The organism is Stenotrophomonas sp. STEN023, from assembly GCF_056760135.1.
The window spans coordinates 32747-55557 of record NZ_JBRREF010000015.1 but is presented as its reverse complement, the minus strand read 5'-3'; the positions used below and the strand labels follow the sequence as shown (position 1 = coordinate 55557).

The window sequence follows — 22811 nt, the reverse complement described above, 5'->3', positions numbered from 1 at the left end:
TCCGTCGGCAGGTCCCCGCATGACAACCAATGGCGCCCTTGTGGCGCCATTGCTGTATCCGGGCGAGCGTCGCTGGAAAGGTCATGTTGCGGTGCGGGCAGGGGCGCGCGCCGGTGCTAGACTGCGCCCTTTCTCACGCAGTTTCGGCATTGTCATGCAACTCTCCCTGCTCAAGACCAAGATTCACCGCGCTACCGTCACCCATTCGGAGCTGAACTACGAAGGCTCCATCGCGATCGATGACGACCTGTTGCAGGCGACCGGCATCCGCGAATTCGAACAGGTGCACATCTGGGACGTGACCAACGGTGCCCGTTTCACCACCTATGCACTGCGCGCAGAAGCCGGCAGCGGCGTGATCTCGCTCAACGGCGGCGCCGCGCGCCACGTACAGGTGGGCGACATCATCATCATCGCTGCCTTCGCCGGCATGAGCGAAGAAGAAGCCAGCACGTTCAAGCCCAAGCTTGTCTACGTTGACGGCGACAACCGCATCTCCCACACCAACGACAGCATCCCCACACAGGCCGCATGATCACCAACAACGGATTCGACGTATTGCACGCCCACGCCCAGCGTCTGCAGGGCACCGGCATTCCCTCGCTGATGGCTGCAGAGCCTGACCGGGTGCAGCGCCTGGCGCTGAAAGTCGGTCCGTTGTATGTGAACTTCGCGCGGCAGAAATACGACCGCGCGGCCTTGGATGCCCTGCTTGAACTGGCCGCCGCGCGTGATGTCGCCGGCGGTTTCCAACGCCTGTTCGCTGGCCAGAAAATCAACCACACCGAAGATCGCGCGGTGCTGCACAGCGCACTGCGCGGCGACGCCAGCGATGCGCCGGTTGCAGTGGCTGCGCGCGCTGAAGCGGTGGCGGTGCAGGCGCAGATGGGCGGCTTGATCAAGGCGCTGGAAGCCAGCAACGTCACCGATATCGTCAGCGTTGGCATTGGCGGCTCGGACCTGGGGCCGCGTCTGGTTGCCGATGCGTTGCGTCCGGCATCGGGTGCGCGTTTTCGCGTGCATTTCGTTTCCAACGTCGACGGTGCAGCGATGCAGCGCACCTTGGCGACGCTGGACCCGGCGACTACCGCCGGCATCCTGATATCCAAGACCTTCGGTACCCAGGAAACCCTGCTCAACGGCCGCATCCTGTGCGATTGGCTGGGTGGCAGCGAGCGCCTGTACGCCGTCAGTGCCAACCCCGAACGCGCCGCCAAAGCCTTCGACATCGCCGCCGAGCGTGTGCTGCCGATGTGGGACTGGGTGGGTGGTCGTTACTCGCTGTGGTCGGCGGTGGGCTTTCCGATTGCCTTGGCAATTGGTTTCGAGCGTTTTGGCCAGCTGCTGGAAGGCGCCGCGCAGATGGATGCGCATGCAGCCAGTGCGCCGCTGGCAAGCAATCTGCCGGTGCTGCACGCACTGACCGATATCTGGAATCGCAATGTGTTGGGCTACGCCACCCACGCAGTGATGACCTACGACCAGCGCATGGCGCTGTTGCCGGCCTACCTGCAGCAGCTGGTGATGGAGAGCCTGGGCAAGCGGGTCAAGCGCGACGGCAGTCCGGTCGATGGCGACACCGTTTCGGTGTGGTGGGGTGGTGCTGGCACCGATGTGCAGCACAGCTTCTTCCAGGCCCTGCACCAGGGCACCAGCATCGTGCCGGCCGATTTCATCGGCTGCGTGCGCAATGATGATCCCTACGAGATCAACCATCAGGCCTTGTTGGCCAACCTGCTGGCGCAGACCGAAGCCCTGGCCAACGGCCAGGACAGCGAAGACCCGCACCGCCAGTACCCGGGCGGACGCCCGAGCACGATGATCCTGCTGGATGCGCTGACTCCGCAGTCGTTGGGCGCGTTGATCGCCATGTACGAACACGCGGTATACGTGCAGTCCTTGGTCTGGGATATCAATGCCTTCGATCAGTTCGGGGTTGAACTGGGCAAGCAGTTGGCCAGCCAGTTGTTGCCGGCGTTGCAGGGTGAGGCTGTGGAGATTGCTGACCCGATGACCCGGGAGTTGTTGGCGCGGCTGCGCTGATAGCAGATCTTCGCTTGCAGAAAAAAGCCGCGCAGAGATGCGCGGCTTTTTCGTGCCCCACGCAGGTGGGAGAGGGGCTCTGTTTTGCCCCCTCCCTTTGCCGAAGGCAAGGGGAGGGCTGGGGAGGGGTAGCTCTTGCTGTTGGAGCAGACGTCCAAAGCTGCCCTCACCCCAACCTCTCTCCCGCAAACGGGAGAGAGGCTTTGAGCATTGCTCTGTCAACGGTTCGGGTCCCGCTCCGGGCTGGGCCGCTTGGTCAGCTTGCGCTGCAATGAGCGCCGATGCATGCCCAGAAGGCGCGCTGCAGCGGAGACATTGCCGCCGGTTTCATGCAGCGCCTGTTGGATGTGCTCCCATTGCAGGCGGCTGATCGGCGTCATCGCATCCGGGGGCTCGACATCTTCTGGCTCTTCTCCGGCTTCGTCATCTTCGCCCAAGGCACGCAGGATCATCTGCACCGTCGCCGGCTTTGGCAGGTAATCATCGGCACCCAGCTTGATCGCTTCCACCGCGGTGGCGATGGAGGCATAGCCGGTAACCAGCAGGATGCGCATGTCCTGCCGCAACTCGCGCAACGGCTGGATCAGGTTCAGGCCGGATTCGCTGCCCAGCTTCAGGTCGATCAGCGCGAACGCTGGCGGTGTCTGCGTGGCCAACTGCATGGCGCTGGAGATGTCGGTAGCGGTGATCGCTTCGATGCCACGACGGGCCAGGGTGCGCTGCAGGGTGCGCAGGTAAAGCGGGTCGTCATCGACCAGCAGGCCGTGGGTGGCGGGAGCATTCATGGACTTACCTCGATGTTGTTCAACGGCAGACGAAAGCCGACGCGTGCTCCCTGGCCTTCGGCCGGACGCATCCACAATTCGCCGTGCAGGCGCTCAATGGTGGCATGCGACAGCGCCAGACCGACACCCATGCCGTTGCTTTTTCCGCTGTTGAACAAGGTGCCGGGCAGGGCGGCGTCATTGGCATTGAAGCCTGGGCCGTAATCGCGCACCTCGCCGTAAAGCTGGCCCTCGTGGATGCGTATATCCAGGTCGATCTGCGCGCGGCCGGCGTGTTCGCCGGCGTCAGCGGCGTTGTTGAGCAGTACCTGCAGCAGATGGCCGATGCCTGGATCCAGCTTCAGTTGCAGCGGCGCGTCGGGGTTGCGTCGCAGTTGGATGGTCGGGCGCACCAGCCGCCATTGTTCGAGCACGCTGGCGATGGATACCGGCGCGCGACTACCTGCACCATCGGCTGGCGCGGCCAGTGCAAGCACTTTCTCCCGGCACTGCACCAGCAGACCGCGCAGGGTTTCCAGGTCGTCGCGCATTTCCGGGGTGGCGGCGCCCTGTTCGACGATGTCATCGGTGAGCAGGGTCATGGTCGCCAGCGGCGTGTTGAGCTCGTGGGCGACGGAAGCTGCATGCGTGGCCAAGGCGACGATGCCTTCATTGCGGACGAAGCGTTCGCGCAACATCGCCAACTGGTTCTCGCGCTCGCGCAAGGCCGCGGCCAGGCGGGTCGAGAACACCAGCACCACTACACTGGACAGCAGAAAGTTGGCCGCTGCCCCCCACAGGTGCAGACTCATCGTGTCGAAGTAACCGCCTTCCAGCGGCAGGCCGAATACCGCACTCAGCGCATAACCACCCACGCAGGCGGCGGCCACGGCATGTGTCCAGCGCAGCGGCAGCGCCAACGCGGCCAGTGCGATCAGGATCAGGAACAGCGAGCCGAAGGGATTGGCGATGCCGCCGCTCCAGCCCACCATCCAGGTCAGCACCGTGACATCGACCAGGATATGGCCGAAGGCGGTGACCGGGGCCGGGTCGGTGTCATGCACGCGTAGCTGCACGTACAGGTTGAACAGGGCCAGCACGGCGACGCCGGCCCACAACGGTTCCTGCGGCAGTTCAAGGCCCAGCAGCCAGGTGGCGACAAGAATGGTGGCGGCCTGTCCGGCGGTGGCCAGCCAGCGCAGGCTGCACAGCGTGCGCAGAAAAGAGGTGTCTCGGGTTTCCATGGCGTAATCGTATGCTGTGGCGGTGGCTACCATGCAATCCAAGGTTCATGCCGTGGGGGCGGCTGGCGCGCTAAAATGGGCCATGCATGACGCCGTGACCCGCCCAACACCGCCCACCGACGCTACCTCGTGGCCCCGCCGCATCACCCAGTCCGTTGCCATTGGCGGCGTCAAGGTGGGTGGCGGGAATCCCGTGGTGGTGCAGTCGATGACCAATACCGATACCGCCGATGTGGCTGCCAGCGTCAAGCAGGTGGCTGAGCTCTGGCGCGCTGGCTCGGAGATGGTGCGACTGACCGTCAACAACCCCGAGTCGGCCGCGGCCATTCCGCGCATCGTCGAGAAGTTGGCGATGATGGGCATCGATGTACCACTGATCGGCGACTTCCATTACAACGGCCACCAGCTGCTGACAGGCGAGCCAGCCTGCGCCGAGGCGCTGGCCAAGTACCGCATCAATCCGGGCAATGTCGGCTTCGGCAAGAAGAAAGACACCCAGTTCGCGCAGCTGATCGAATTTGCCATCAAGTACAACAAGCCGGTGCGCATTGGCGCCAACTGGGGCTCGTTGGATCAGGCGCTTGCCGCCAAGCTGATGGACGAGAACAGCCAGCGTGCGCAGCCTTGGGATGCCGGTCGCGTATTGCGTGAGGCCTTGATCCGCTCGGCGCTGGACTCGGCCGAGACCGCGGTTGAGCTGGGCCTGCCGCGCGATCGCATCGTGCTGTCGGCCAAGGTCAGTGGCGTACAGGAATTGATTGCCGTCTACCGGGACCTGGCGCTGCGCTCGGATTTCGCATTGCACCTTGGCCTGACCGAGGCCGGCATCGGTAGCAAGGGCATCGTCGCTTCGTCGGCGGCGCTGGCGGTGCTGATGCAGGAAGGCATCGGCGATACCATCCGCATCTCGTTGACGCCCGAGCCGGGCCAGTCGCGCACGCAGGAAGTCATCGTCGCCCAGGAGCTGCTGCAGACCACCGGTCAGCGCGCTTTCACGCCGATGGTCACCGCTTGCCCGGGCTGTGGCCGCACCACCTCCGAGTTCTTCCAGGAGCTGGCCAAGGTGGTGCAGAACCACGTACGCGAGAAGATGCCGGTGTGGCGCGTCAGTCACCCCGGCGCGGAGAACATGACGCTTGCGGTAATGGGGTGCATCGTCAACGGTCCGGGTGAGTCGCGTCACGCCAATATCGGCATTTCCCTGCCGGGCACCGGCGAAACCCCGGCTGCGCCAGTGTTTGTTGATGGCGAAAAGAAAGTCACCTTGCGTGGTGACAACATCGCCCATGAGTTCGTGGCGTTGATTGATGACTATGTCGAGACCCGGTATGCACGAAGCTCCGGTTGATTCCCGGAGCGAAGCTGCCGGTCTGCGCCGCTGGCTCGCCCACAATGCGTGGCGGCTGGTGGTGTTGTTCATCGGGGTTCTGCTGCCGTTGGCGGGTTTCGTGGCACTGGCCGACGAGATCCATGAGGCGGAGGCCTTCCACTTCGATGCTGCGCTGCTGCTGCGCATGCATGCGATGGCGACGCCCGGCCTGAACGGCTTCTTCGTGCTGATGTCCGAGCTCGGCTACCAGTGGGGCGTCATCCCCTTGGATATCGTGATCGTGGCGGTGCTGCTGTTGCGGCGGCGCTGGCGCAAGTCCGCATTTGCGGCGACGGCGTTCATCGGTTCGGCGCTGTTGAACCTGGGCAGCAAGCAGATTTTCCAGCGTGAACGCCCCAGTTTGTGGGAATCGATTGCGCCGGAAAGCACGTTCAGCTTCCCCAGCGGGCACGCGATGGGTTCGATGACGCTGGCGCTGACCCTGGTGTTTTTGACCTGGCGCACGCGCTGGCGCTGGCCAGTGGTAGCGCTGGTCAGCGGTTTTGTCGTCTCGGTAGGGTTGTCCCGGGTTTACCTGGGGGTGCATTACCCCTCGGACATTCTCGGTGGCTGGTGTGCCGCAATGATCTGGGTGACAGGCGTGTATACGGTGATGTTCCGCCAGCGCTGGTCCCTGCCGACGCCGTGAAGCGCATTGCAATTGGGATTGTCGAAAAGGTAAGAGAAGTCCTAAGTCATTGGACGAATTGACCTGATGGATACAGTATTGGCTGCAACGGCATAGTGAGCTCGCCAGCCGCAGGCGCATAAACCGCATCATCCTGATGCTCAAAACTACAGATACATTTCCTGCGTGTGGGTGTCCGATAGAGCCTAGTTGGGCCACTTCTGCTTGATAATACACATGGCCTTGCCATGAGGGACGGGGGAGGTCCGTCGCCTCGCATGCTCGGATTTTGCCGCGCCCAAGGCTTCAACTGTCACCTCGTCGCGAGGAATCCTTCATGACCATCAGCGTTTTTCTTATCGATGACCACGCACTAGTGCGCACGGGCATTCGGATGATTCTTTCGGGGCAAACCGGGATAGAAGTCATCGGTGAAGCAGACAGCGGAGATGCCGCGCTGCCGCAGATCCGCCGTCTGAAACCAGACGTCGTGCTTTGCGATCTGCACCTGCCGGGCCTGAGTGGTTTGGAGATCACCGAACGCATCGTCAAGGGTGATCACGGCACCAAGGTAATCATCGTCTCCGTGCTGGAAGACGGGCCGATGCCCAAGCGTTTGCTGGAAGCTGGTGCTTCCGGCTACGTAGGCAAGGGCGGTGATTCGAAAGAGCTGATCCGCGCCGTGCATGACGTTGCCATCGGCAAGCGTTATCTGGCCACCAGCATTGCGCAGAATCTTGCGTTGTCCAATCTGGAAGGCGGCGCATCGCCGTTCGATCTGCTCTCGCCACGCGAACTGGAAGTGGCTTTGCTGCTGATCCAGGGCCATCGCCAGGAAGAAATTGCCCGCCGCCTGAGCCTCAGCGCAAAGACGGTGAATACCCATAAGGCGCGCTTGTTCCAGAAGCTGGGCGTGCAGGACAACATCGCGTTGGCCCGGTTGGCCGCTCAGTACGGCGTTGGTGATCCGACCAGGGCGATTTGAGTCGAGAGGGTTCTGGCAGGCATTGTTCCGGGGAACAGCGCCCTTCAACTGCAGTCGCATCAGAAGGAGCATGGCGATAGCGCTGTGCTCCTTTTGTTTGAGCGGGCCATGCTCACATGCCAATTGTCCAGTCTGACAATGGCTTGGCGACTATCTGTTTGTGGGAGCGGTGTGAACCGCGAAGTTGGCGCTACTGAAGCCGCCAAGCCTTATGCGGTCTGATGATCTATGTGCTTCGCGGCTCACGCCGCTCCTACAAAAAAACCAGATGCCGACCTGGGTGTTGTAGGAGCGGCGTAAGCCGCGAAGCTGGCGTTGCTGGAGCGGCAGAGGCCTGTGCCATCTGATGATCTGCGTGCTTCGCGGCTTACGCCGCTCCTACAACGGCGATGAACCTTCGGCGCTCTGATTGCATGGCCCAGAAAAGCAGAAAGCGGCCCCAGGGCCGCTTTCTGCTTTTCAACTTGCTTGGACGGATCAGACGCTGCGCGGCTGGTCGTCTTCCTGCTTCTCGGCCTCGGCATCCGTCTCTGCTGCGACGCTTTCCGCGTCTACGGCAGGAGCGGCTACGACAGGCGTCGGTGCAGCCACCGCGGCTGGCGCTGCAGTCTCGACGACCGGCTTCTCGGCAGTTTCCTCAACAACTGGGGCTTGGGCGAACAACTGCCCGTTCTCCGGTGCTGCAGGCTGTGCAACTACTGCTGCGGGCGGTTCCGGCTGCTGGACGCTGATCGGGGTTGCGTTGACCGGTTCAGCAGCGGCGGCCGGCGCGATCGGTGCAGCGGCGACTTCTGCCGGTGCGCTGACAACTTCCGGGGCAGCGACGGGCACCTCCACAGAGGCGACCACCGGTGCTGCCACGACTGCTTCAGCGACGGTTTCCACCGGGGCGCTGGCCGCCTGCTCGGCCTTGACGACTACCGGCTCAGCGGCAGCTGCCACTTCGACGGGAGCGACTGGAGCCGGTGCGCTTGCTGCGACAAAGGCTTCAGCGACCGGGGCTTCAGCAACCGGTGCCGATGCAGCTGCTTCGACAACAGCGACGGGTGCTGCGGCAACAACAGCTGCGGCAACCTGCACGGGTGCGGAAACAACCGGCTTGGCTGCTGCTACCGGAGCGGACACTGGTGCGGCCGGGGTTGCGGGCTCGTCATCGAACTCGAACTCGGGCTGGCTGCTGGCGGGCTTGGCCGGAGCTTCATTGACTTCGCCATCGGCATCATCAAAAGCGTCCAGGCCGTCCTCGTCACCGCCCGCGTTTTCACCAGCGGCTGCGCCTTCACCATTGCCACGACGGCGACGACGGCCACCGCGGCGACCGCGACGGCGACGACCACCGGCTTCGCCGGCACCGTCTTCAGCTGCTGCAACCGGGTTGCCGTTCTCGTCGAGAACCACAGCCACTGCCGGCTGCTCCTCGGCGACGACCGCCGGCTTGGCGATCTCGGCAGCGATGTTGGTGTCCTTCACCGCGGCATCGGTGTTGGCAATGGCTTCGTTGGCAACAATCGCTGCTGCGGCAACGACCGGTGCTGCGACGGCCGGTGCAGCTGCGCGAGCGGCTTCCTGCTGTGGCTGCTGCTGGCGTGCGGGCTTCTCACCCTGCACGTTCTGCTGCTGGGCCTGCTTGTCGGCGTCCTGCTGCGGCTTGGGCTGCTTCGGCTGCTTGGGCTGTTTGGCCTGCTGCTGCTCGTTGTTGCGCTGCTGCTTGGGCTGCTGCTGGGCCTGCTCGCCGCGCGGCTGCTCATTGCGCTGCTTGGGTTGCTGCTGGGCGTTGTTCTGCGCCTGCGGCTGGGCCTGCTGCTGCGGCTTGTCTGCGTTCTGGCGACGATCTTCGCGGCGCTGCTCATCACGGCGGTTGCCGTTGGCGTTGCCACCCGCATTTGCATTGCCGTTGCCACCGCGACCCTGCTGGCCGTTACGGCCATCACGGCGCTGGTTGCCGCGCTCGTTGCGGTTGTTGCGGCCGTTGTCCTGGCGTTGCGGCTGTGCCGGCTGTGCGGCCGGGGCCGGTTCGCCGCCGAACACGCGCTTCAGCCAGCCCATCACGCCGCCAGCGGCGGGAGCGACAGGTGCGGCAACCGGTGCCGGAGCCGGGGCGGCTTCGACGACTTCACGGATCGGCGCAGGCTGGCTGTGCTTGACGTGGGTCACGGCCGGCGCCGGGATGTTCAGCTGAGCCTTGGTCAGTGCATGCACCGGCAGCTTGCGCGGGGTGCCGCGCTGGTAGCTGGGCTTGCTCGACTCTTCACCCAGCTCGTTGTCGCGCAGGCGCGTGACTTCGTAGTGCGGGGTGTGCAGCTGCTCATCGGCAACGATGACGATGGGCGCGTCGTGACGCTGCTCGATTTCACGCAGGGCGCTGCGCTTCTCGTTGAGCAGGTAGTTGGCGATCTCGACCGGGGCCTGGACCAGCACCTGTCCGGTGTTCTCCTTCATCGCATGCTCTTCGGCAACGCGGATGATGGACAGCGACAGCGACTCGATGCTGCGCATGCGGCCCTGGCCGTCACAACGCGGGCAGACGATCTGGCTGGATTCGCCCAGGCTCGGACGCAGGCGCTGGCGGCTCATTTCCATCAGGCCGAAGCGCGAGATGCGACCCAGCTGGACGCGGGCGCGGTCGTACTTCAGCGCATTCTGCAGGCGGTTTTCGACTTCGCGCTGGTGCTTGCTGGAGGACATGTCGATGAAGTCGATGACCACCAGGCCGCCCAGGTCGCGCAGGCGCAGCTGGCGGGCGACTTCTTCGGCGGCTTCCAGATTGGTCTGGAAGGCGGTGTCTTCGATGTCGCTGCCCTTGGTGGAGCGGGCCGAGTTGACGTCGACCGCGGTCAGCGCCTCGGTCTGGTCAACCACGATCGAGCCGCCGGACGGCAGGCGCACGTTGCGCTCGTAGATCGCCTCGATCTGCGATTCGATCTGGAAGCGGTTGAACAGCGGGATGTCGTCTTTGTAATGCTTGAGCTTGCGCAGGGTCTGCGGCATCACCTGCTGCATGAAGTCGCGCGCGGTCTCGTACAGCTCTTCGGTGTCGACCAGGATCTCACCGACGTCCGAGCGCAGGTAGTCGCGCAGGGCGCGCACGATCAGGCGCGATTCCTGGTAGATCAGGAACGGGGCCGGCTTGGTCAGTGCGGCTTCGGCGATCGAACGCCATACCTGCAACAGATAGTCCAGATCCCACTGCAGCTCTTCGGCATCGCGGCCAACGCCGGCGGTGCGGATGATCACGCCCATGTCGTCAGGGATGTTCAGCTTGTCCAGCGCTTCCTTCAGGGCGGCGCGGTCTTCACCCTCGATGCGACGGGACACGCCGCCGGCAGAGGGGGAATTCGGCATCAGCACCATGTAACGGCCGGCCAGGGAGATGAAGGTGGTCAGGGCGGCGCCCTTGTTGCCACGCTCTTCCTTGTCGACCTGCACGACGATTTCCTGGCCTTCGCGCAGGAGTTCTTTGATGGAGGCCTTGTTGTGGTCCACGCCCGCCTGGAAATAGTCGCGGGAGATTTCCTTGAGCGGCAGGAAGCCATGGCGGTCGCCGCCGTACTCGACAAAGGCAGCCTCGAGCGACGGCTCAAGACGGGTGATGCGGCCCTTGTAGATGTTGGACTTCTTCTGTTCCTTGGACGGTTGCTCGATGTCGATGTCGTACAGGTTTTGCCCGTCGACGATGGCCACGCGCAGTTCTTCAGCCTGCGTGGCATTGATCAGCATTCGCTTCATTGTGCGTTCCTCGCGCGCTGCTACCGCGCGGAACGCCATGGGGTTTCGCCTCTGGACACGGTTCGCCGCCCATTCGCGCAGGCGCGGGCAGGGCGGCTTGGGTTTCCAGCGCTACGACACCACGGCAGGCCGCGGGAGCGCTTCTTTCTTGTTTTAGGTGTTTCAGGGCCGGCGGCCGCCCGCGGCCGTGGCCGATGGCGTCGCGCGGGACATGGGTTTCGTCCAGCTCGGATGCTTTTTTGGCATCCGGCGATGGCCGGGAACGCCGACGAGCCGCTAACATGGCCGCCCCGGGGGCGGTGGCCGCGCACTGTGCCGGATTCGTAGGGAGCGGGGCTTCTGGCCCTGACCAACTTCCAACGAAATCAAACCCTTATATCGCCCCCCGAGTGTAGCAGAATAAATAGGCCGATGACTGATTCCGACAAGCCCCACGCACCGCCTGCCGCCAAGAGCAGCGTGCGCATGATCAAAGTGCCCGAAGACAGGGCAGGACAGCGACTGGACAACTTTTTGTTGGGTCAGCTGAAGGGCGCGCCACGCAGCCTGGTCTACAAACTGGTCCGCAGTGGCCAGGTCCGCGTGAATGGTGGCCGCGCCAAGGCCGACCGCAAGCTGGACGGCGGCGAAGAGGTGCGTATTCCGCCGGTCAATCTCAATGAGATTGGAGACAAAGCGCCGCCGCCGAGCAGCTTCCTGCAGCGTATGGAAGAAGCCATCGTCTTCGAGGACGCCAAGCTGTTGGTGATCAACAAGCCGACTGGCGTCGCCAGCCACGGCGGCAGCGGTATCAGCCATGGTGCGATCGAGACCATGCGCGCGCTGCGGCCGAACATGAACCTGGAACTGGTGCACCGGCTGGACCGGGACACCTCCGGCCTGCTGATCCTCGCCAAGAAGCGTTCGGCACTGGTCGAGCTGCAGGCCTTGCTGCGTGAAGACCATGGCGGCATCCAGAAGCGCTACCTGACCTTGCTGGCCGGACGCATGCCCGACGGCGTGATGAGTGTGGACGCGCCGCTGCATGTCGGCCTGCGCCAGGGCGGCGAGCGCCACGTTCAGGTGAATGCGATCGGCAAGCCGTCGCTGAGTCATTTCAAGGTGTTGGAGCGTCGCGGCGGCCAGTCCTACTGCGAAGTCCGGATTGAGACCGGGCGTACCCACCAGATCCGCGTGCATGCCCAGCACATCGGCCATCCGGTCGCTGGTGACGACAAATACGGCGATCCTGCAGTCAACAAGCGCTTTCGTGAGCAGATCGGGCTTAAACGCCTGTTCCTGCACGCGGCCTCGTTGGAGTTCGCGCTGGACGGCGGCAAGACACCTTATGTGCTGAATGCGCCGCTGCCGCCGGATCTGGTTGAGGCGATGAACAGGCTTTGAAGGTCTGACGCCGGGATCGGGGGGGGCAAGGGTTTGTGGGGGCGGCGTGAGCCGCGAAGCTGACCTTGCTTGGAGCCTCCCGCATCCCGGATGTCTGATGGTGTGTAAGCTTTGCGGCTTACGCCGCTCCCACAAAAGAACCGGTTCCGGATCTGGCAGGGTTGCGTGTCGCTCCCTGCCTCCTACCACTTGAACAGCACAAGGCTCACCGCGATCGTCGCCATGCCGATCACCAGTCCATAGACGGTCTCGTGGCCCTTGGCGTAACGCTTGGCGGCCGGTAGCAGTTCATCCAGGGCCAGGAACACCATGATGCCGGAGATCAGCCCGAATACCGCGCCGAAGGTGGCATGGGACAGCGAGCCGGCCAGAGCGAAGTAGCCGATGGCGGCGCCAACCGGCTCGGCCAGGCCAGACAGCAGGCTGGCGAAAACCGCATAGGACTTGCGCCCGGTGGCGAAGTACACCGGTACGGCGATGGCAATGCCTTCGGGGATGTTGTGGATGGCAATGGCAAAGGCCAGCGGCAGGCCGACCGACGGGCTTTCGAGGGTGGCGAAGAAGGTTGCCAAGCCTTCCGGGAAGTTGTGTGCGGTGATCGCCACTGCGCTGAGCAGGCCGACCCGGCGGATGTTGCTGCGGGTCTTTTCCTTGAACGCAGGGTCTTGTTTGTCCAATGTTTCGTGCGGGTTGGGCACGAAATGGTCAATCAACACCACCAGCAGCACGCCGCCCAGGAACCAGAGCGTGCCGTAGGTGAAGCCGAGACGGTCGCCATAAGCCAGCGCGAACGAGGCCACGGACTTGTTCAGGATCTCCGACAGCGACACATAGACCATCGCGCCGCCGGCAAAGGCTAGGCCAAAGGCCAGCAGGCGCGGGTTGGGGCGCCTGGAGAACACCACCATCAGGCTGCCGACGGTGGTCGCCAGGCCGGCAGCCAGGGTCAGCCCGAAGGCCATCCATAGATTTTCGGGGGTAACCGGATGCATCAGTCGTGATCAGCTGCCACGACGCGCGCGTTCTTCGATGGCAAAGCACTCATTCGGCTTCGGGTCCGGCGGGTTGAAGCTGACCGGTACCTGGATAGTGGTGGGCACCGGTTGGCCGTTGCGGGTGGCCGGGTTGAACTTCCACTCGCGCACGCGACGGGCGGCGGAGTCGTCCAGCTGGCTGTTGCCACTGCTGGTGACCAGCGAGACCTCGGTAGGCGTGCCCTGCGGGCCAACCACCACGCGCAGCACACTCTTGCCGCCGACGCCGGTGCAGGCCAGTTCGGCCGGGTAGTCCGGCGGCGGGGTCTGCACGGCAGCCACTTCGGTCGGGGCGACGGTCGGCGCGGGCGGTTGGTCGGAGGAGTTGCAGGCGCTCAAGGTGGCCACGGTGCCCAATGCAGCGAACAGCAGACGCAGTTTCATGTCATTGCTCCGTTAGTGCGGATGCCTTGGCGGCACAGATGAAGTCGTTTTCGCTCAGGCCGCCCACATCGTGGGTGGAAAAGCGCACAACGGCGCGGTCGTAGTGCACGCCCAGGTCAGGGTGGTGGTCTTCGCGGTGCGCAACCCAGGCCAGCGCGTTCACGAACGCCATGGTGCCGTGGTAGTTGTCAAAGCGGAATGTACGGGTCAGGGCCTGGCCGTTCTCGGCCAGCTCCCAACCCGGGACCTGCGGCAGCAGCTCGGCGATGCGGGCCTGGCTGAGGCGATATTCGCTGCCCCGGCGCGGGCTGCAGTGCGCTTGTGCCAGCGGGATGAGATCAGGGGCCATGCAAACCTCCATAACAGGTGACTGAACTGTGCCGTCGTTGGAATCACTGTCCCATCGGTGGCAACCAAGACACGGCTAGAATACCCGCATGATCCAGATATCAGATACCGCCCAAACGCATTTCCGCAAGTTGATCGAACGCGAGGCCGTGCCCGGAATGGGTGTGCGCCTGAGCGCGATGGACCCGGGAACCCCCAGCGCCGATGCGCGGCTTGAATTTGCCGAGCCGGCTGACCTGCTCGGTGATGAGTGGGCCGTGGACTGCGATGGCTTCACCTTGTATATCGCTGCCACCAGTGTGGCGTGGTTGGACGGCGCCGAAATCGACATCGTCACCCAGGCTGCCGGAACCCAGCAGCTGACCATCAAGGCGCCCAAGATCAAGGGGGAAGCCCCCGGCGATGCAGCGTCCATCGTCGAGCGTGTGCGTTGGGTGATCGAGAACGAAATCAATCCGCAGCTGGCTTCGCATGGTGGACGTGTCGCGGTGCAGGAAGTGTCGGCCGATGGCGTGGTGCTGTTGCGCTTCGGCGGTGGCTGCCATGGTTGTGGCATGGCCGATGTGACCTTGAAGCAGGGGATCGAGAAGACTTTGATGGGCCGGGTGCCGGGCATCACCGCCGTGCGCGACGCCACCGACCACGAAACCGGTCAGGCGCCGTATATCCCGCGCGACGGCGCGGGCTGAGCCGCTACCACGCATGCCGGTGACATCGGTTACCGAGCTGATCAATCTGCTGGCCGCGCGCCGGCAGACCAGCATCCTGCACGATCGCCGCACCGGCATGCCGTATAGCTGGAGCAACTGGCTGCGCACGCGCGTGTCCAGGGGGCTGTCGGCGTTTGTTGATGCTGATGCTGCCGGGGTCATGGCAGCGCGACCGCCACGCCCGCGCGACGCCGTGGCTGCACCGCTGCCGTTGTGGCGGATCATCGTGCTGCTGTTCTGGAATGGAGGCGATCCGCCGCCGCGCGACCAGCGTGGTCTGCGCTGGTTCGCCGGTTTCTTCAGTGCCGGCCTGCACGTGCTGTTTGCCTTGCTGCTGCTATGGGTGGCGCTGGTGCGCAGCAATGTGCCCGAGCAGAACGCCGAGGAAGGCGAGCGCGTGCAGGTGGAGTTCATTGGCGATGGCACCGCCCAGGATGAAGGCGGTGGTGCGCCGGATGCGGAGGCCGGTGCGGGCGCTGCGGCGGCCGTGGCGCAGGCTGCAGGCTCCACGCAAACGCAGGTTTCGCCGCCTGCAGCGAGTGCCGCAGCTGCACCCAGTGAACAGCAGGCCGAGCAGCACGTCGAGCAGCACGTCGAGCAACCGCCGGTTGCGCAAGCGGTGCCGGAAGCTGCGGCTGCACCAGCAACGCCTGAGCCTGCGCCGCCTGTCGAGCAGCCTTTGCAGGTTACTGAAACGACCAGGCCAACCACCGATTTCATCGTGCCACCGGTCACGGTGGCTGCGCCGACACTTCGCACGCGGGAAACCCAGGTGCGTGAGCGTACTGTCGAAACTGCGGTTGATCGTCCGCAACCAGTTCCTTCCCTGCGCCAGCCCGCAGAGATCGCCGTGCAGCCGCGCCCATCCCAGGTACAGGTGCGCGAGCGCCAGATCGATGTCGCCGAGCAACAATCGGTCACGCTCGCCCAGCCGCGCGTGCGCGAGACGCAGGTGCAGGTGCGTACGCCGCAATTGGGTGTGCGTGAGCGCCAGATCGAAACCGCACCGCAGGAATCGGTAGCGATGGCTGCGGTGCCCGCACGCAACGCCGAAGTGCAGGTAAGGACGCCAACAACGGCGGTGCGTGAGCGTTCGGTAGCAGGCGTGCCGGACAAGCCGGCAACATTGGCTTCGAGTGCTCCCGCTGCAGCCCAGGCATCCGCCAGCACGGCACAGGCAAGCACTTCGACGAGCGCGGCGCGCGCTACGGGGCAGGCTGCGGCCGCCAATCCGAGTCCACGTCCGGGTACAAGCCCGGGAGCTGGACCAAAACCTGCCGACCGCAGTGGCGGTTGGGCTGCGCCGACGCGTGGCGATGATTGGGGTGCTTCCCAGCGTCAGGTTGCTGGCAGCGCTGGCGGTCAGGCTGACAAGGGGGCAGGGCTCTTCAACGCCGATGGCAGCGTAAAGCTTGGCGGCAATGAGGGGCAGTCGCAGGACGCGGCCAGGCGCGGCGCGCCCGGCGGGGATACCGATACCTGGAGCCGTGAGCGCATCGCCGAGTCCGGCACCTGGCTCAAGCGCCCGCCCTACGGTTTCACTCCAACCTCGTTCGACAAGTACTGGGCGCCGAATGAGTCGCTGCTGGCCGAGTGGGTGCGCAAGGGCATCAAGAGCGTGGAGATACCGATCCCGGGCTCCAACAGCAAGATTTCCTGCGTGGTGTCGATGCTGCAGTTCGGTGGCGGCTGTGGCCTGACCAACCCGAACATGCAGGAGCAACCCGCGGAAGCGCGGCCGCCGCCGGATATTCCGTTCAAGAAAGAGCTGCAGGAAGATAACGGCAGTCGCTGAGTGTCCAGCGGTGCGCCGCATGCCGCGTTGGTTCTTGTAGGAGCGGCGTAAGCCGCGAAGCTCATGCCGAATCAGATGCCGCATATGCATTGGGCTTCGGCAGTGCCAGCTTCGCGGCGTACGCCGCTCCCACAAGCGATGCTTGGTGCAGACCAAGCAACGTAGCTGAGGTGACCGCAGCGCACCTTGGGATTGTTGACGTACAGCTGCAACAGCTTTTGTCCTCAGGAATTCAGCTGCCCATGACGAAGAATGTGAAACCGGAGTTCGGTACACGCTCGCTGCCGGCGCTGACCTCTGCGATCTCCTCGAAGAAAACCCGGGCGTCCTCGTTGCGTAGTTCAGCAGGAATTTGCAGTACATCCTCGTCTCGAAGCAGATCCAGAACCTGCGCTTCTGCCTCATCTCGGGTTGCTGCCTCCACGAAGCGGGTTGCATAGAAGCCAATGGGCGAGGGCTTGCCCAGCAGGGCACCCGGGAAGTTCTCGCCGCAGATCGAACATCGATAGAGTGGCATGCGTGATCAGGTATCCGTTGTGGAAACGATGTAAGCCGCGATGCAGATGGCGCTTGAGGTGGCACAAGTAAGTGGTGCTCCATCAGTGTCAGCTTCGCGGCTTACACCGCTCCCACAAACAATGCGAAGCGTATTGAAAACAAAGCCGCCCGAGGGCGGCTTTGTTGTGTCAGTGCGGTGCCCCGATGGTTGCGCTCAATCCACGCCGTGCAGGTCGCGCAATTGGCTTGGCCTGCTGCCGAAATAGGCGGCGAGGTCGGCGATGTCCTGATCGCTCAGGTTCTGCGCCTGCGGGGTCATCAGCATGTGGTCGCGGCTACCGCCACGGTAGGCCTGCAGGGCGTGGGCGAGGTAGTCGCCATATTGGCCGCCCAGTTTGGGGTAGGTCGGGTCGATCGGATTGTTGCCGTCGGCGCCGTGGCAGTCGATGCAGCTCTGCCCGGTTGCCTTGCCTTTGGCATTGGCCAAGTGCTCGCCGGCAGCGATGCGCCCTTGCGGTAAGCCGGCGGAGGAACGGGAACCATGTTCACCACTGGCGTGGCCCGGATCGGCGGCGGACTTGCCGGACGATTCGACCTCGGACTGCGAACAGGCAGCCAAGGAACAGGCAGCGAACAAGACGATGGCGAGACGCGTTGCGTGCGTGGCTTTCGACATGAGCGATGCTTATTTGATGGTGGACAGGTAAGCAGACAGGTCCGCGATGTCCTGCGGGCTGAAGCTCATCGACTGCGCCTGCATGGTGGGATGCTTGCGCTTGCCTTCGCGGTACTCGGTCAGGGCCTGGGTGAGGTATTGCGCTGACTGGCCGCCGATCTTCGGCACGCGATAACTCGGGTAGGCGTTCTTGTAGCCGGTGATGCCGTGGCAGCCCTGGCAGGTGTAAGCCAAGGTGCGCCCGGCGTCGGCATTGCCGCTGCTGGCCGGCGCGGGAGCGGCGGCAGGCGCAGGGGCGGGAGACACGGCGGGTGTAGCAGACTGCGTATCAGCGTGGGCGGCCCCGGAGAGCAGGGCAAAAGCCAGAGCGAAACAAGCGGCGAGCGGCTGCGAGCGCATGGTTTCCTTGTCCGGTGAGCGGGTCTGTTGTTCCGCCGTGGGGAAGAGGAACGGGCCGAGTATAGCCCGCGTATTTACCTGTTCGGAACAGGTGCTTGGATGCTGCACTGCGGTAACTCATACCTATTAGTGGTAACCATGACTTTCGGGGCATGGTGTGGGTGTGGGGTGGTGCAATACTTTGCTACAACACCTGCCTACGCATCCCCAGGGACAAGACGATGTCGCGACTTTTCACTCTGCACGCCCGCACCGGAAGCTGCGCTGCTGCACTCCTGATCACCACTTCCCTGTTGCTTGGCGGTTGCAAAGCCGGTGGCGAGGAAGCCAAGGCCAAGACGCCGGATGAGCAGAAGGCCAGCGACGCCGTGCCGGTGGAAGTGGCCAAGGCCGAGCGCCGTGCCATTGCCGCCAGCTATACCGGTACCGCCGCGCTTGAGCCGCGCGCTGAGTCGCAGGTGGTCGCCAAGACCTCCGGTGTGGCGCTGGCGGTGCTGGTCGAGGAGGGCCAGTTGGTACGCGCCGGGCAGGCACTGGTTCGGCTGGATCCGGACCGTGCGCGCCTGAGCGTCGCACAGAGCGAAGCCCAGATGCGCAAGCTCGAGAACAGCTATCACCGCGCCGAGAAGCTGGTCCAGCAGCAGCTGGTCAGCGCCGCTGACGTGGACCAGCTGCGCTATGACCTGGAAAACGCACGGGCGATGTACCGGATGGCGACGCTGGAGTTGTCCTACACGACGGTGGTCGCGCCGATCAGCGGCGTGGTCGCCTCGCGTGACATCAAGCCGGGCAACTTCGTGCAGATCAACTCGCCGATCATCCGCATCGTCGACAGCGCCCAGCTCGAAGCCACCCTCAATGTGCCCGAGCGCGAAATCGCCAAGCTCAAGCCGGGCCAGGCCGTATCGCTGCAGGTTGACGCGCTGCCGGGCAAGCCGTTCACCGGTACGGTGGATCGTGTTGCGCCAGTGGTCGACAACGGCACCGGCACCTTCCGCGTGGTGACGACGTTCACCGGCGAAGACGCATTGCAGGCCGGTATGTTCGGCCGCCTGAGCATCAACTACGACCAGCGCGCCGATGCGCTGGTGGTGCCGCGTACCGCGCTGCTGGAAGACGGCGGCAAGCCGGCGGTCTATGTGGTGCGTGACGGCAAGGCCGTGCGTACCGAGTTGGCCTTGGGTTACGACGATGCTGGCTTCATTGAGGTGCGCAACGGCCTGAAGCAGGGTGATGAAGTCGTCATCGCCGGCAAGGCTGCGTTACGTGAAGGCAGTGCGGTGCAGGTGATCGGCAAGGAGAAGGCGGTCGCAGCGGCGGCCAAGGCGCCGGCAGCCGCACAGGCGACCAAACAATGAGTGACCACGGACCGTCGGCTTCCGGCGGTGGCTTCGATCTGATCGAGTTCGCCACCCGCCGCCGCGTCACCATCGCGATGATGACGCTGACCCTGGTGTTGTTTGGCCTGATCTCGCTGTCCAGCCTGAAGGTCGAGCTGCTGCCGGACCTGAGTTATCCCACCCTGACCGTGCGTACCGATTACGAAGGTGCAGCGCCGGCCGAGGTGGAAACCTTGATTTCGCAGCCGGCCGAAGAGGCGCTGGGCATCGTCAAGGGTCTGCGCAAGCTCAAGTCCATTTCCCGCACGGGTCAGAGCGACGTGGTGCTGGAATTCGCCTGGGGCACGGACATGCAGCAGGCTGGGCTGGACGTGCGCGACAAGATGGAGACGCTGCAGTTGCCGCTGGAGGCCAAGCCGCCGGTGTTGCTGCGCTTCAATCCCTCGACCCAGCCGATCATGCGGCTGGCGCTGTCGTCCAAGCAGGACGCTGGCAACGACGCCGATGCAGTGCGCCGCCTGATGGAGCTGCGTCGCTATGCCGATGAAGACCTCAAGCGCAAGCTGGAGCCGGTCAGCGGCGTGGCTGCGGTCAAGGTCGGCGGTGGTCTTGAGGATGAGATCCAGGTCGATATCGACCAGCGCAAGCTGGCCGCGCTCGGTCTGTCGCTGGACACGGTGATCCAGCGCCTGCAGCAGGAGAACGTCAATCTTTCCGGCGGTCGTCTGGAAGAAGGTTCGCAGCGTTACCTGGTGCGTACCGTCAACCAGTTCGCCACGGTCGAACAGATGCGCGAGATGCTGCTGACCACGGCCAGTGGTTCCAGCACCGCCAGCTCGGCCGGTGAGAACCGCCAGCTGATGTCTGCCATCCTCGGCAGCAGCGATCCCAACGTGATCGCGGCGATGCGCAGCGATGGCAGCAGCAGCGCACCCAGCGTGCGCCTGAAGGACGTGGCGGAAGTGCGGCAGGGCTACAAGGAGCGCGAAGCGGTAATCCGCGCTGCCGGCCATGAAGCTGTCGAACTCGCGGTCTACAAGGAAGGCGACGCCAATACCGTTTCCACCGCCGATGCGCTGGAAGCACGGCTTGAAACCATCCGCAAGGAAATGCCCAAGGACATCGAGATGACGATGGTGGAGGACCAGTCGGTCTTCATCCGCCACGCCATCAAGGACGTCAAGATCGATGCGGTGATCGGCGGCCTGCTGTCGGTGCTGATCATCTTCCTGTTCCTGCGTGATGGCTGGAGCACCTTCGTGATCTCGCTGTCGCTGCCGATCTCGATCATCGCCACGTTCTTCTTCATGGGCCAGCTCGGCTTGAGCTTGAACGTGATGTCGCTGGGCGGCCTGGCGCTGGCCACCGGCCTGGTGGTGGATGACTCGATCGTGGTGCTTGAATCCATCGCCAAGGCGCGTGAGCGCGGCATGGGTATTCTGGAAGCGGCGATCAAAGGCACCCGCGAAGTGTTCATGGCGGTGGTTGCCTCGACCCTGACCACGATCGCGGTGTTCCTGCCGCTGGTCTTCGTCGAAGGCATTGCCGGCCAGTTGTTCCGCGACCAGGCCTTGACCGTGTCGATCGCCATCGCGGTGTCGCTGGTGGTGTCGATGACCCTGATTCCGATGCTCAGCGCACTCAAGGGCCGCCCGCCGTTGGAGTTCCCGGCCGAGGCCCCGCGTGAGCCGTGGCGCCCCGAAAGCCGCTGGAAGAAGCCGGCTGCCTATGCAGGCCGCGGCATCGGCGCGATGTTCCGCTATGGTTTCTATTTCCTGGCCTGGAGCGTGGTGCGGATCTTCCGTGGCATTTCTGCGGTGGTCGGCCCGGTGATGCGCAAGGCCAGCGATCTGGCAATGGCGCCGTATGGCCGCGCGGAAGCTGGCTATCTGCGCGCGCTGCCGGCGGCACTGAAGCGTCCGTGGCCGATCCTGGGTTTTGCAACCCTGGCCTTTGGCCTGACCTTGGCTGCGCTGCCGCTGCTGGGCGTGGACCTGCTGCCGCAGCTGGCCCAGGATCGCTTCGAGATGACTGCCAAGCTGCCGCCGGGCACGCCACTGGCGCAGACCGATGCACTGGTGCGTGAAGTGCAGCGCAAGCATGCCGGCGAAGAAGGTGTGCGCCTGCTGTACGGCGTCTCCGGTACTGGTACCCGCCTGGATGCCAGCCCGACCGAGAGCGGCGAGAACATCGGCAAGCTGTCGGTGGTGATGAATGACACCAAGCTGGAACCGGCATTGACCGAGAAGCTGCGTGAGACCATGAAGGCCTGGCCGTCAGCGCAGGTGGACTTCGCCCGCCCGGAACTGTTCGCGCTGTCGCCGCCGCTGGAAATCGAAATCGAGGGCAATAATCTCGATGACATCCGCGTTGCCGGCAATCGCCTGGCTGGCATGCTGCGCGAGAACCCGCACTATGCCGACGTCAAGTCGACGGTGGAGCAGGGCTTCCCGGAAATCCAGGTGGTGTTCGATCAGGACCGCGCTGCGGCACTCGGCCTGACCACGCGCCAGATCGCCGATGCGGTGGTCAACAAGGTCAAGGGCAATGTCGCTACCCGTTACAGCTTCCGCGATCGCAAGATCGACGTGCTGGTGCGCGTGCAGGAATCGGAGCGTTCCTCGGTCAACGACATCCGTCGCCTGATCGTCAACCCGAGCGGTGCCAAGCCAATCGAGCTGGGCTCGGTGGCCGATGTCATCGCCACCACCGGTCCGAGCGAAATCCACCGCGCCGACCAGCGCCGTGTGGCGATTGTCTCGGCCAACCTGCGCGACATCGACCTGGGCAAGGCCATCACCGAAGTGCAGAGCATGGTTGCCAAGAACCCGCTGGGCACTGATGTCGGCATGCATATCGGCGGTCAGGGCCAGGAGCTGGGTGAGTCGATCCGCTCGCTGCTGTTCGCCTTCGCGCTGGCGGTGTTCCTGGTCTATCTGGTGATGGCATCGCAGTTCGAATCGCTGCTGCATCCCTTCGTGATCCTGTTCACCATTCCGCTGGCCCTGGTTGGCGCGGTTGCGGCTCTGTTGTTGGCACGCTCGCCGGTCTCGGTGGTGGTATTCATCGGTTTGATTCTATTGGTCGGCCTGGTGGTGAAGAACGCCATCATCCTGATCGACAAGGTCAACCAGCTGCGTGAGGAAGGCGTGGCCAAGCGTGAGGCCCTGGTTGAGGGCGCACGTTCGCGTCTGCGGCCGATCATGATGACCACGCTGTGCGCGGTGTTCGGCTTCCTGCCGCTGGCCCTGGCCTTTGGTGAAGGTGCCGAAGTGCGCTCGCCGATGGCGATCACGGTGATCGGTGGCCTGCTGGTCTCGACCCTGCTGACCCTGCTGGTGATTCCGGTGGTGTACGACCTGCTGGACCGCAAACCGGACGAGTATTACGCCGAGCGCGGCCGTCGTGCACGCCAGGCGATGGCCCAGGCCGAGCAGGTTTTGAGCCATGAGCAGGACCCCATCGGCGGCATCAAGGACTGAGCG

Annotated in this window: 19 protein-coding genes; 10 read left to right on the top strand and 9 right to left on the bottom strand. The window is 64.2% G+C overall.

All coding sequences use genetic code 11. The features are described 5' to 3' along the window. Positions 1 to 154 precede the first annotated feature (154 nt). A complete protein-coding gene (gene panD / locus ACVOLV_RS06545) occupies positions 155 to 535 on the top strand; it encodes an aspartate 1-decarboxylase (RefSeq protein ID WP_481553688.1) in 381 nt (126 codons plus the stop codon). Beyond that, positions 532 to 2043: a glucose-6-phosphate isomerase gene (pgi, locus tag ACVOLV_RS06540; RefSeq protein ID WP_481553687.1), complete on the top strand. Its 1512-nt coding sequence runs from the start codon at positions 532 to 534 to the stop codon at positions 2041 to 2043. The genes panD and pgi overlap by 4 nt, the downstream gene beginning before the upstream one ends. 218 nt (positions 2044 to 2261) lie before the next feature. Here the strand turns inward: pgi and ACVOLV_RS06535 are convergent, their stop codons facing one another. Further along, positions 2262 to 2828, bottom strand: a complete 567-nt coding sequence (locus tag ACVOLV_RS06535; protein ID WP_481553686.1) for a response regulator transcription factor — start codon at positions 2826 to 2828, stop codon at positions 2262 to 2264. After that, the gene (locus ACVOLV_RS06530; protein ID WP_481553685.1) at positions 2825 to 4051 is read right to left on the bottom strand and encodes an ATP-binding protein; all 1227 of its coding nucleotides are present in this window, start codon (positions 4049 to 4051) and stop codon (positions 2825 to 2827) included. The genes ACVOLV_RS06535 and ACVOLV_RS06530 overlap by 4 nt, the downstream gene beginning before the upstream one ends. Before the next feature lie 82 nt (positions 4052 to 4133). Between ACVOLV_RS06530 and ispG the strand changes: the two genes are divergently transcribed. From ispG to ACVOLV_RS06515, 3 genes are all read left to right on the top strand, one after another. Beyond that, the gene (gene ispG / locus ACVOLV_RS06525) at positions 4134 to 5399 is read left to right on the top strand and encodes a flavodoxin-dependent (E)-4-hydroxy-3-methylbut-2-enyl-diphosphate synthase (protein ID WP_481553684.1); all 1266 of its coding nucleotides are present in this window, start codon (positions 4134 to 4136) and stop codon (positions 5397 to 5399) included. After that, positions 5380 to 6069 carry a phosphatase PAP2 family protein gene (locus ACVOLV_RS06520; protein WP_481553683.1) on the top strand — a complete coding sequence of 230 codons (690 nt, stop codon included), beginning with the start codon at positions 5380 to 5382 and terminating at the stop codon, positions 6067 to 6069. The genes ispG and ACVOLV_RS06520 overlap by 20 nt, the downstream gene beginning before the upstream one ends. A gap of 316 nt (positions 6070 to 6385) precedes the next feature. Next, on the top strand, positions 6386 to 7033 hold the full coding sequence (locus tag ACVOLV_RS06515) for a response regulator (protein WP_481553682.1): 648 nt from the start codon (positions 6386 to 6388) through the stop codon (positions 7031 to 7033). 477 nt (positions 7034 to 7510) lie between these two features. Here ACVOLV_RS06515 and rne read toward each other — a convergent pair whose 3' ends face one another. After that, entirely contained in the window at positions 7511 to 10759 is a 3249-nt protein-coding gene (gene rne, locus ACVOLV_RS06510; RefSeq protein ID WP_481553681.1) for a ribonuclease E, read from the bottom strand. A gap of 411 nt (positions 10760 to 11170) precedes the next feature. Here rne and ACVOLV_RS06505 point away from each other — a divergent pair, with 411 nt between their 5' ends. After that, complete coding sequence (locus tag ACVOLV_RS06505) at positions 11171 to 12142, top strand: RluA family pseudouridine synthase (protein ID WP_481553680.1); 972 nt, start codon at positions 11171 to 11173, stop codon at positions 12140 to 12142. Positions 12143 to 12324: 182 nt separating this feature from the next. Here ACVOLV_RS06505 and zupT read toward each other — a convergent pair whose 3' ends face one another. The 3 genes from zupT to ACVOLV_RS06490 are packed head-to-tail and all read right to left on the bottom strand — an operon-like array spanning position 12325 to position 13909. Next, positions 12325 to 13134 (bottom strand): zinc transporter ZupT, encoded by an 810-nt coding sequence (gene zupT / locus ACVOLV_RS06500; protein ID WP_481534962.1) that lies wholly within the window; start codon positions 13132 to 13134, stop codon positions 12325 to 12327. A 9-nt stretch (positions 13135 to 13143) separates the two neighbouring features. After that, positions 13144 to 13560: an energy transducer TonB gene (locus ACVOLV_RS06495; protein ID WP_481553679.1), complete on the bottom strand. Its 417-nt coding sequence runs from the start codon at positions 13558 to 13560 to the stop codon at positions 13144 to 13146. A 1-nt stretch (position 13561) separates the two neighbouring features. Beyond that, a complete protein-coding gene (locus tag ACVOLV_RS06490) occupies positions 13562 to 13909 on the bottom strand; it encodes a 4a-hydroxytetrahydrobiopterin dehydratase (RefSeq protein ID WP_481553678.1) in 348 nt (115 codons plus the stop codon). An 88-nt stretch (positions 13910 to 13997) separates the two neighbouring features. Here ACVOLV_RS06490 and ACVOLV_RS06485 point away from each other — a divergent pair, with 88 nt between their 5' ends. Then, positions 13998 to 14597, top strand: a complete 600-nt coding sequence (locus ACVOLV_RS06485) for an NfuA family Fe-S biogenesis protein (protein WP_481513707.1) — start codon at positions 13998 to 14000, stop codon at positions 14595 to 14597. A 13-nt stretch (positions 14598 to 14610) separates the two neighbouring features. Further along, positions 14611 to 16413: a hypothetical protein gene (locus ACVOLV_RS06480; protein WP_481553677.1), complete on the top strand. Its 1803-nt coding sequence runs from the start codon at positions 14611 to 14613 to the stop codon at positions 16411 to 16413. A gap of 232 nt (positions 16414 to 16645) precedes the next feature. Here the strand turns inward: ACVOLV_RS06480 and ACVOLV_RS06475 are convergent, their stop codons facing one another. From ACVOLV_RS06475 to ACVOLV_RS06465, 3 genes are all read right to left on the bottom strand, one after another. Continuing rightward, positions 16646 to 16930: a hypothetical protein gene (locus ACVOLV_RS06475; RefSeq protein ID WP_481553676.1), complete on the bottom strand. Its 285-nt coding sequence runs from the start codon at positions 16928 to 16930 to the stop codon at positions 16646 to 16648. Between the two features lie 195 nt (positions 16931 to 17125). Beyond that, a complete protein-coding gene (locus tag ACVOLV_RS06470; protein WP_481553675.1) occupies positions 17126 to 17587 on the bottom strand; it encodes a c-type cytochrome in 462 nt (153 codons plus the stop codon). A gap of 9 nt (positions 17588 to 17596) precedes the next feature. After that, positions 17597 to 17986 (bottom strand): c-type cytochrome, encoded by a 390-nt coding sequence (locus ACVOLV_RS06465; protein WP_303749704.1) that lies wholly within the window; start codon positions 17984 to 17986, stop codon positions 17597 to 17599. Between the two features lie 221 nt (positions 17987 to 18207). Here ACVOLV_RS06465 and ACVOLV_RS06460 point away from each other — a divergent pair, with 221 nt between their 5' ends. Together ACVOLV_RS06460 and ACVOLV_RS06455 are read left to right on the top strand one after the other, a co-directional pair. Continuing rightward, on the top strand, positions 18208 to 19344 hold the full coding sequence (locus ACVOLV_RS06460) for an efflux RND transporter periplasmic adaptor subunit (RefSeq protein WP_481553674.1): 1137 nt from the start codon (positions 18208 to 18210) through the stop codon (positions 19342 to 19344). Then, on the top strand, positions 19341 to 22808 hold the full coding sequence (locus ACVOLV_RS06455) for an efflux RND transporter permease subunit (RefSeq protein ID WP_481553673.1): 3468 nt from the start codon (positions 19341 to 19343) through the stop codon (positions 22806 to 22808). The genes ACVOLV_RS06460 and ACVOLV_RS06455 overlap by 4 nt, the downstream gene beginning before the upstream one ends. Positions 22809 to 22811 lie beyond the last annotated feature (3 nt).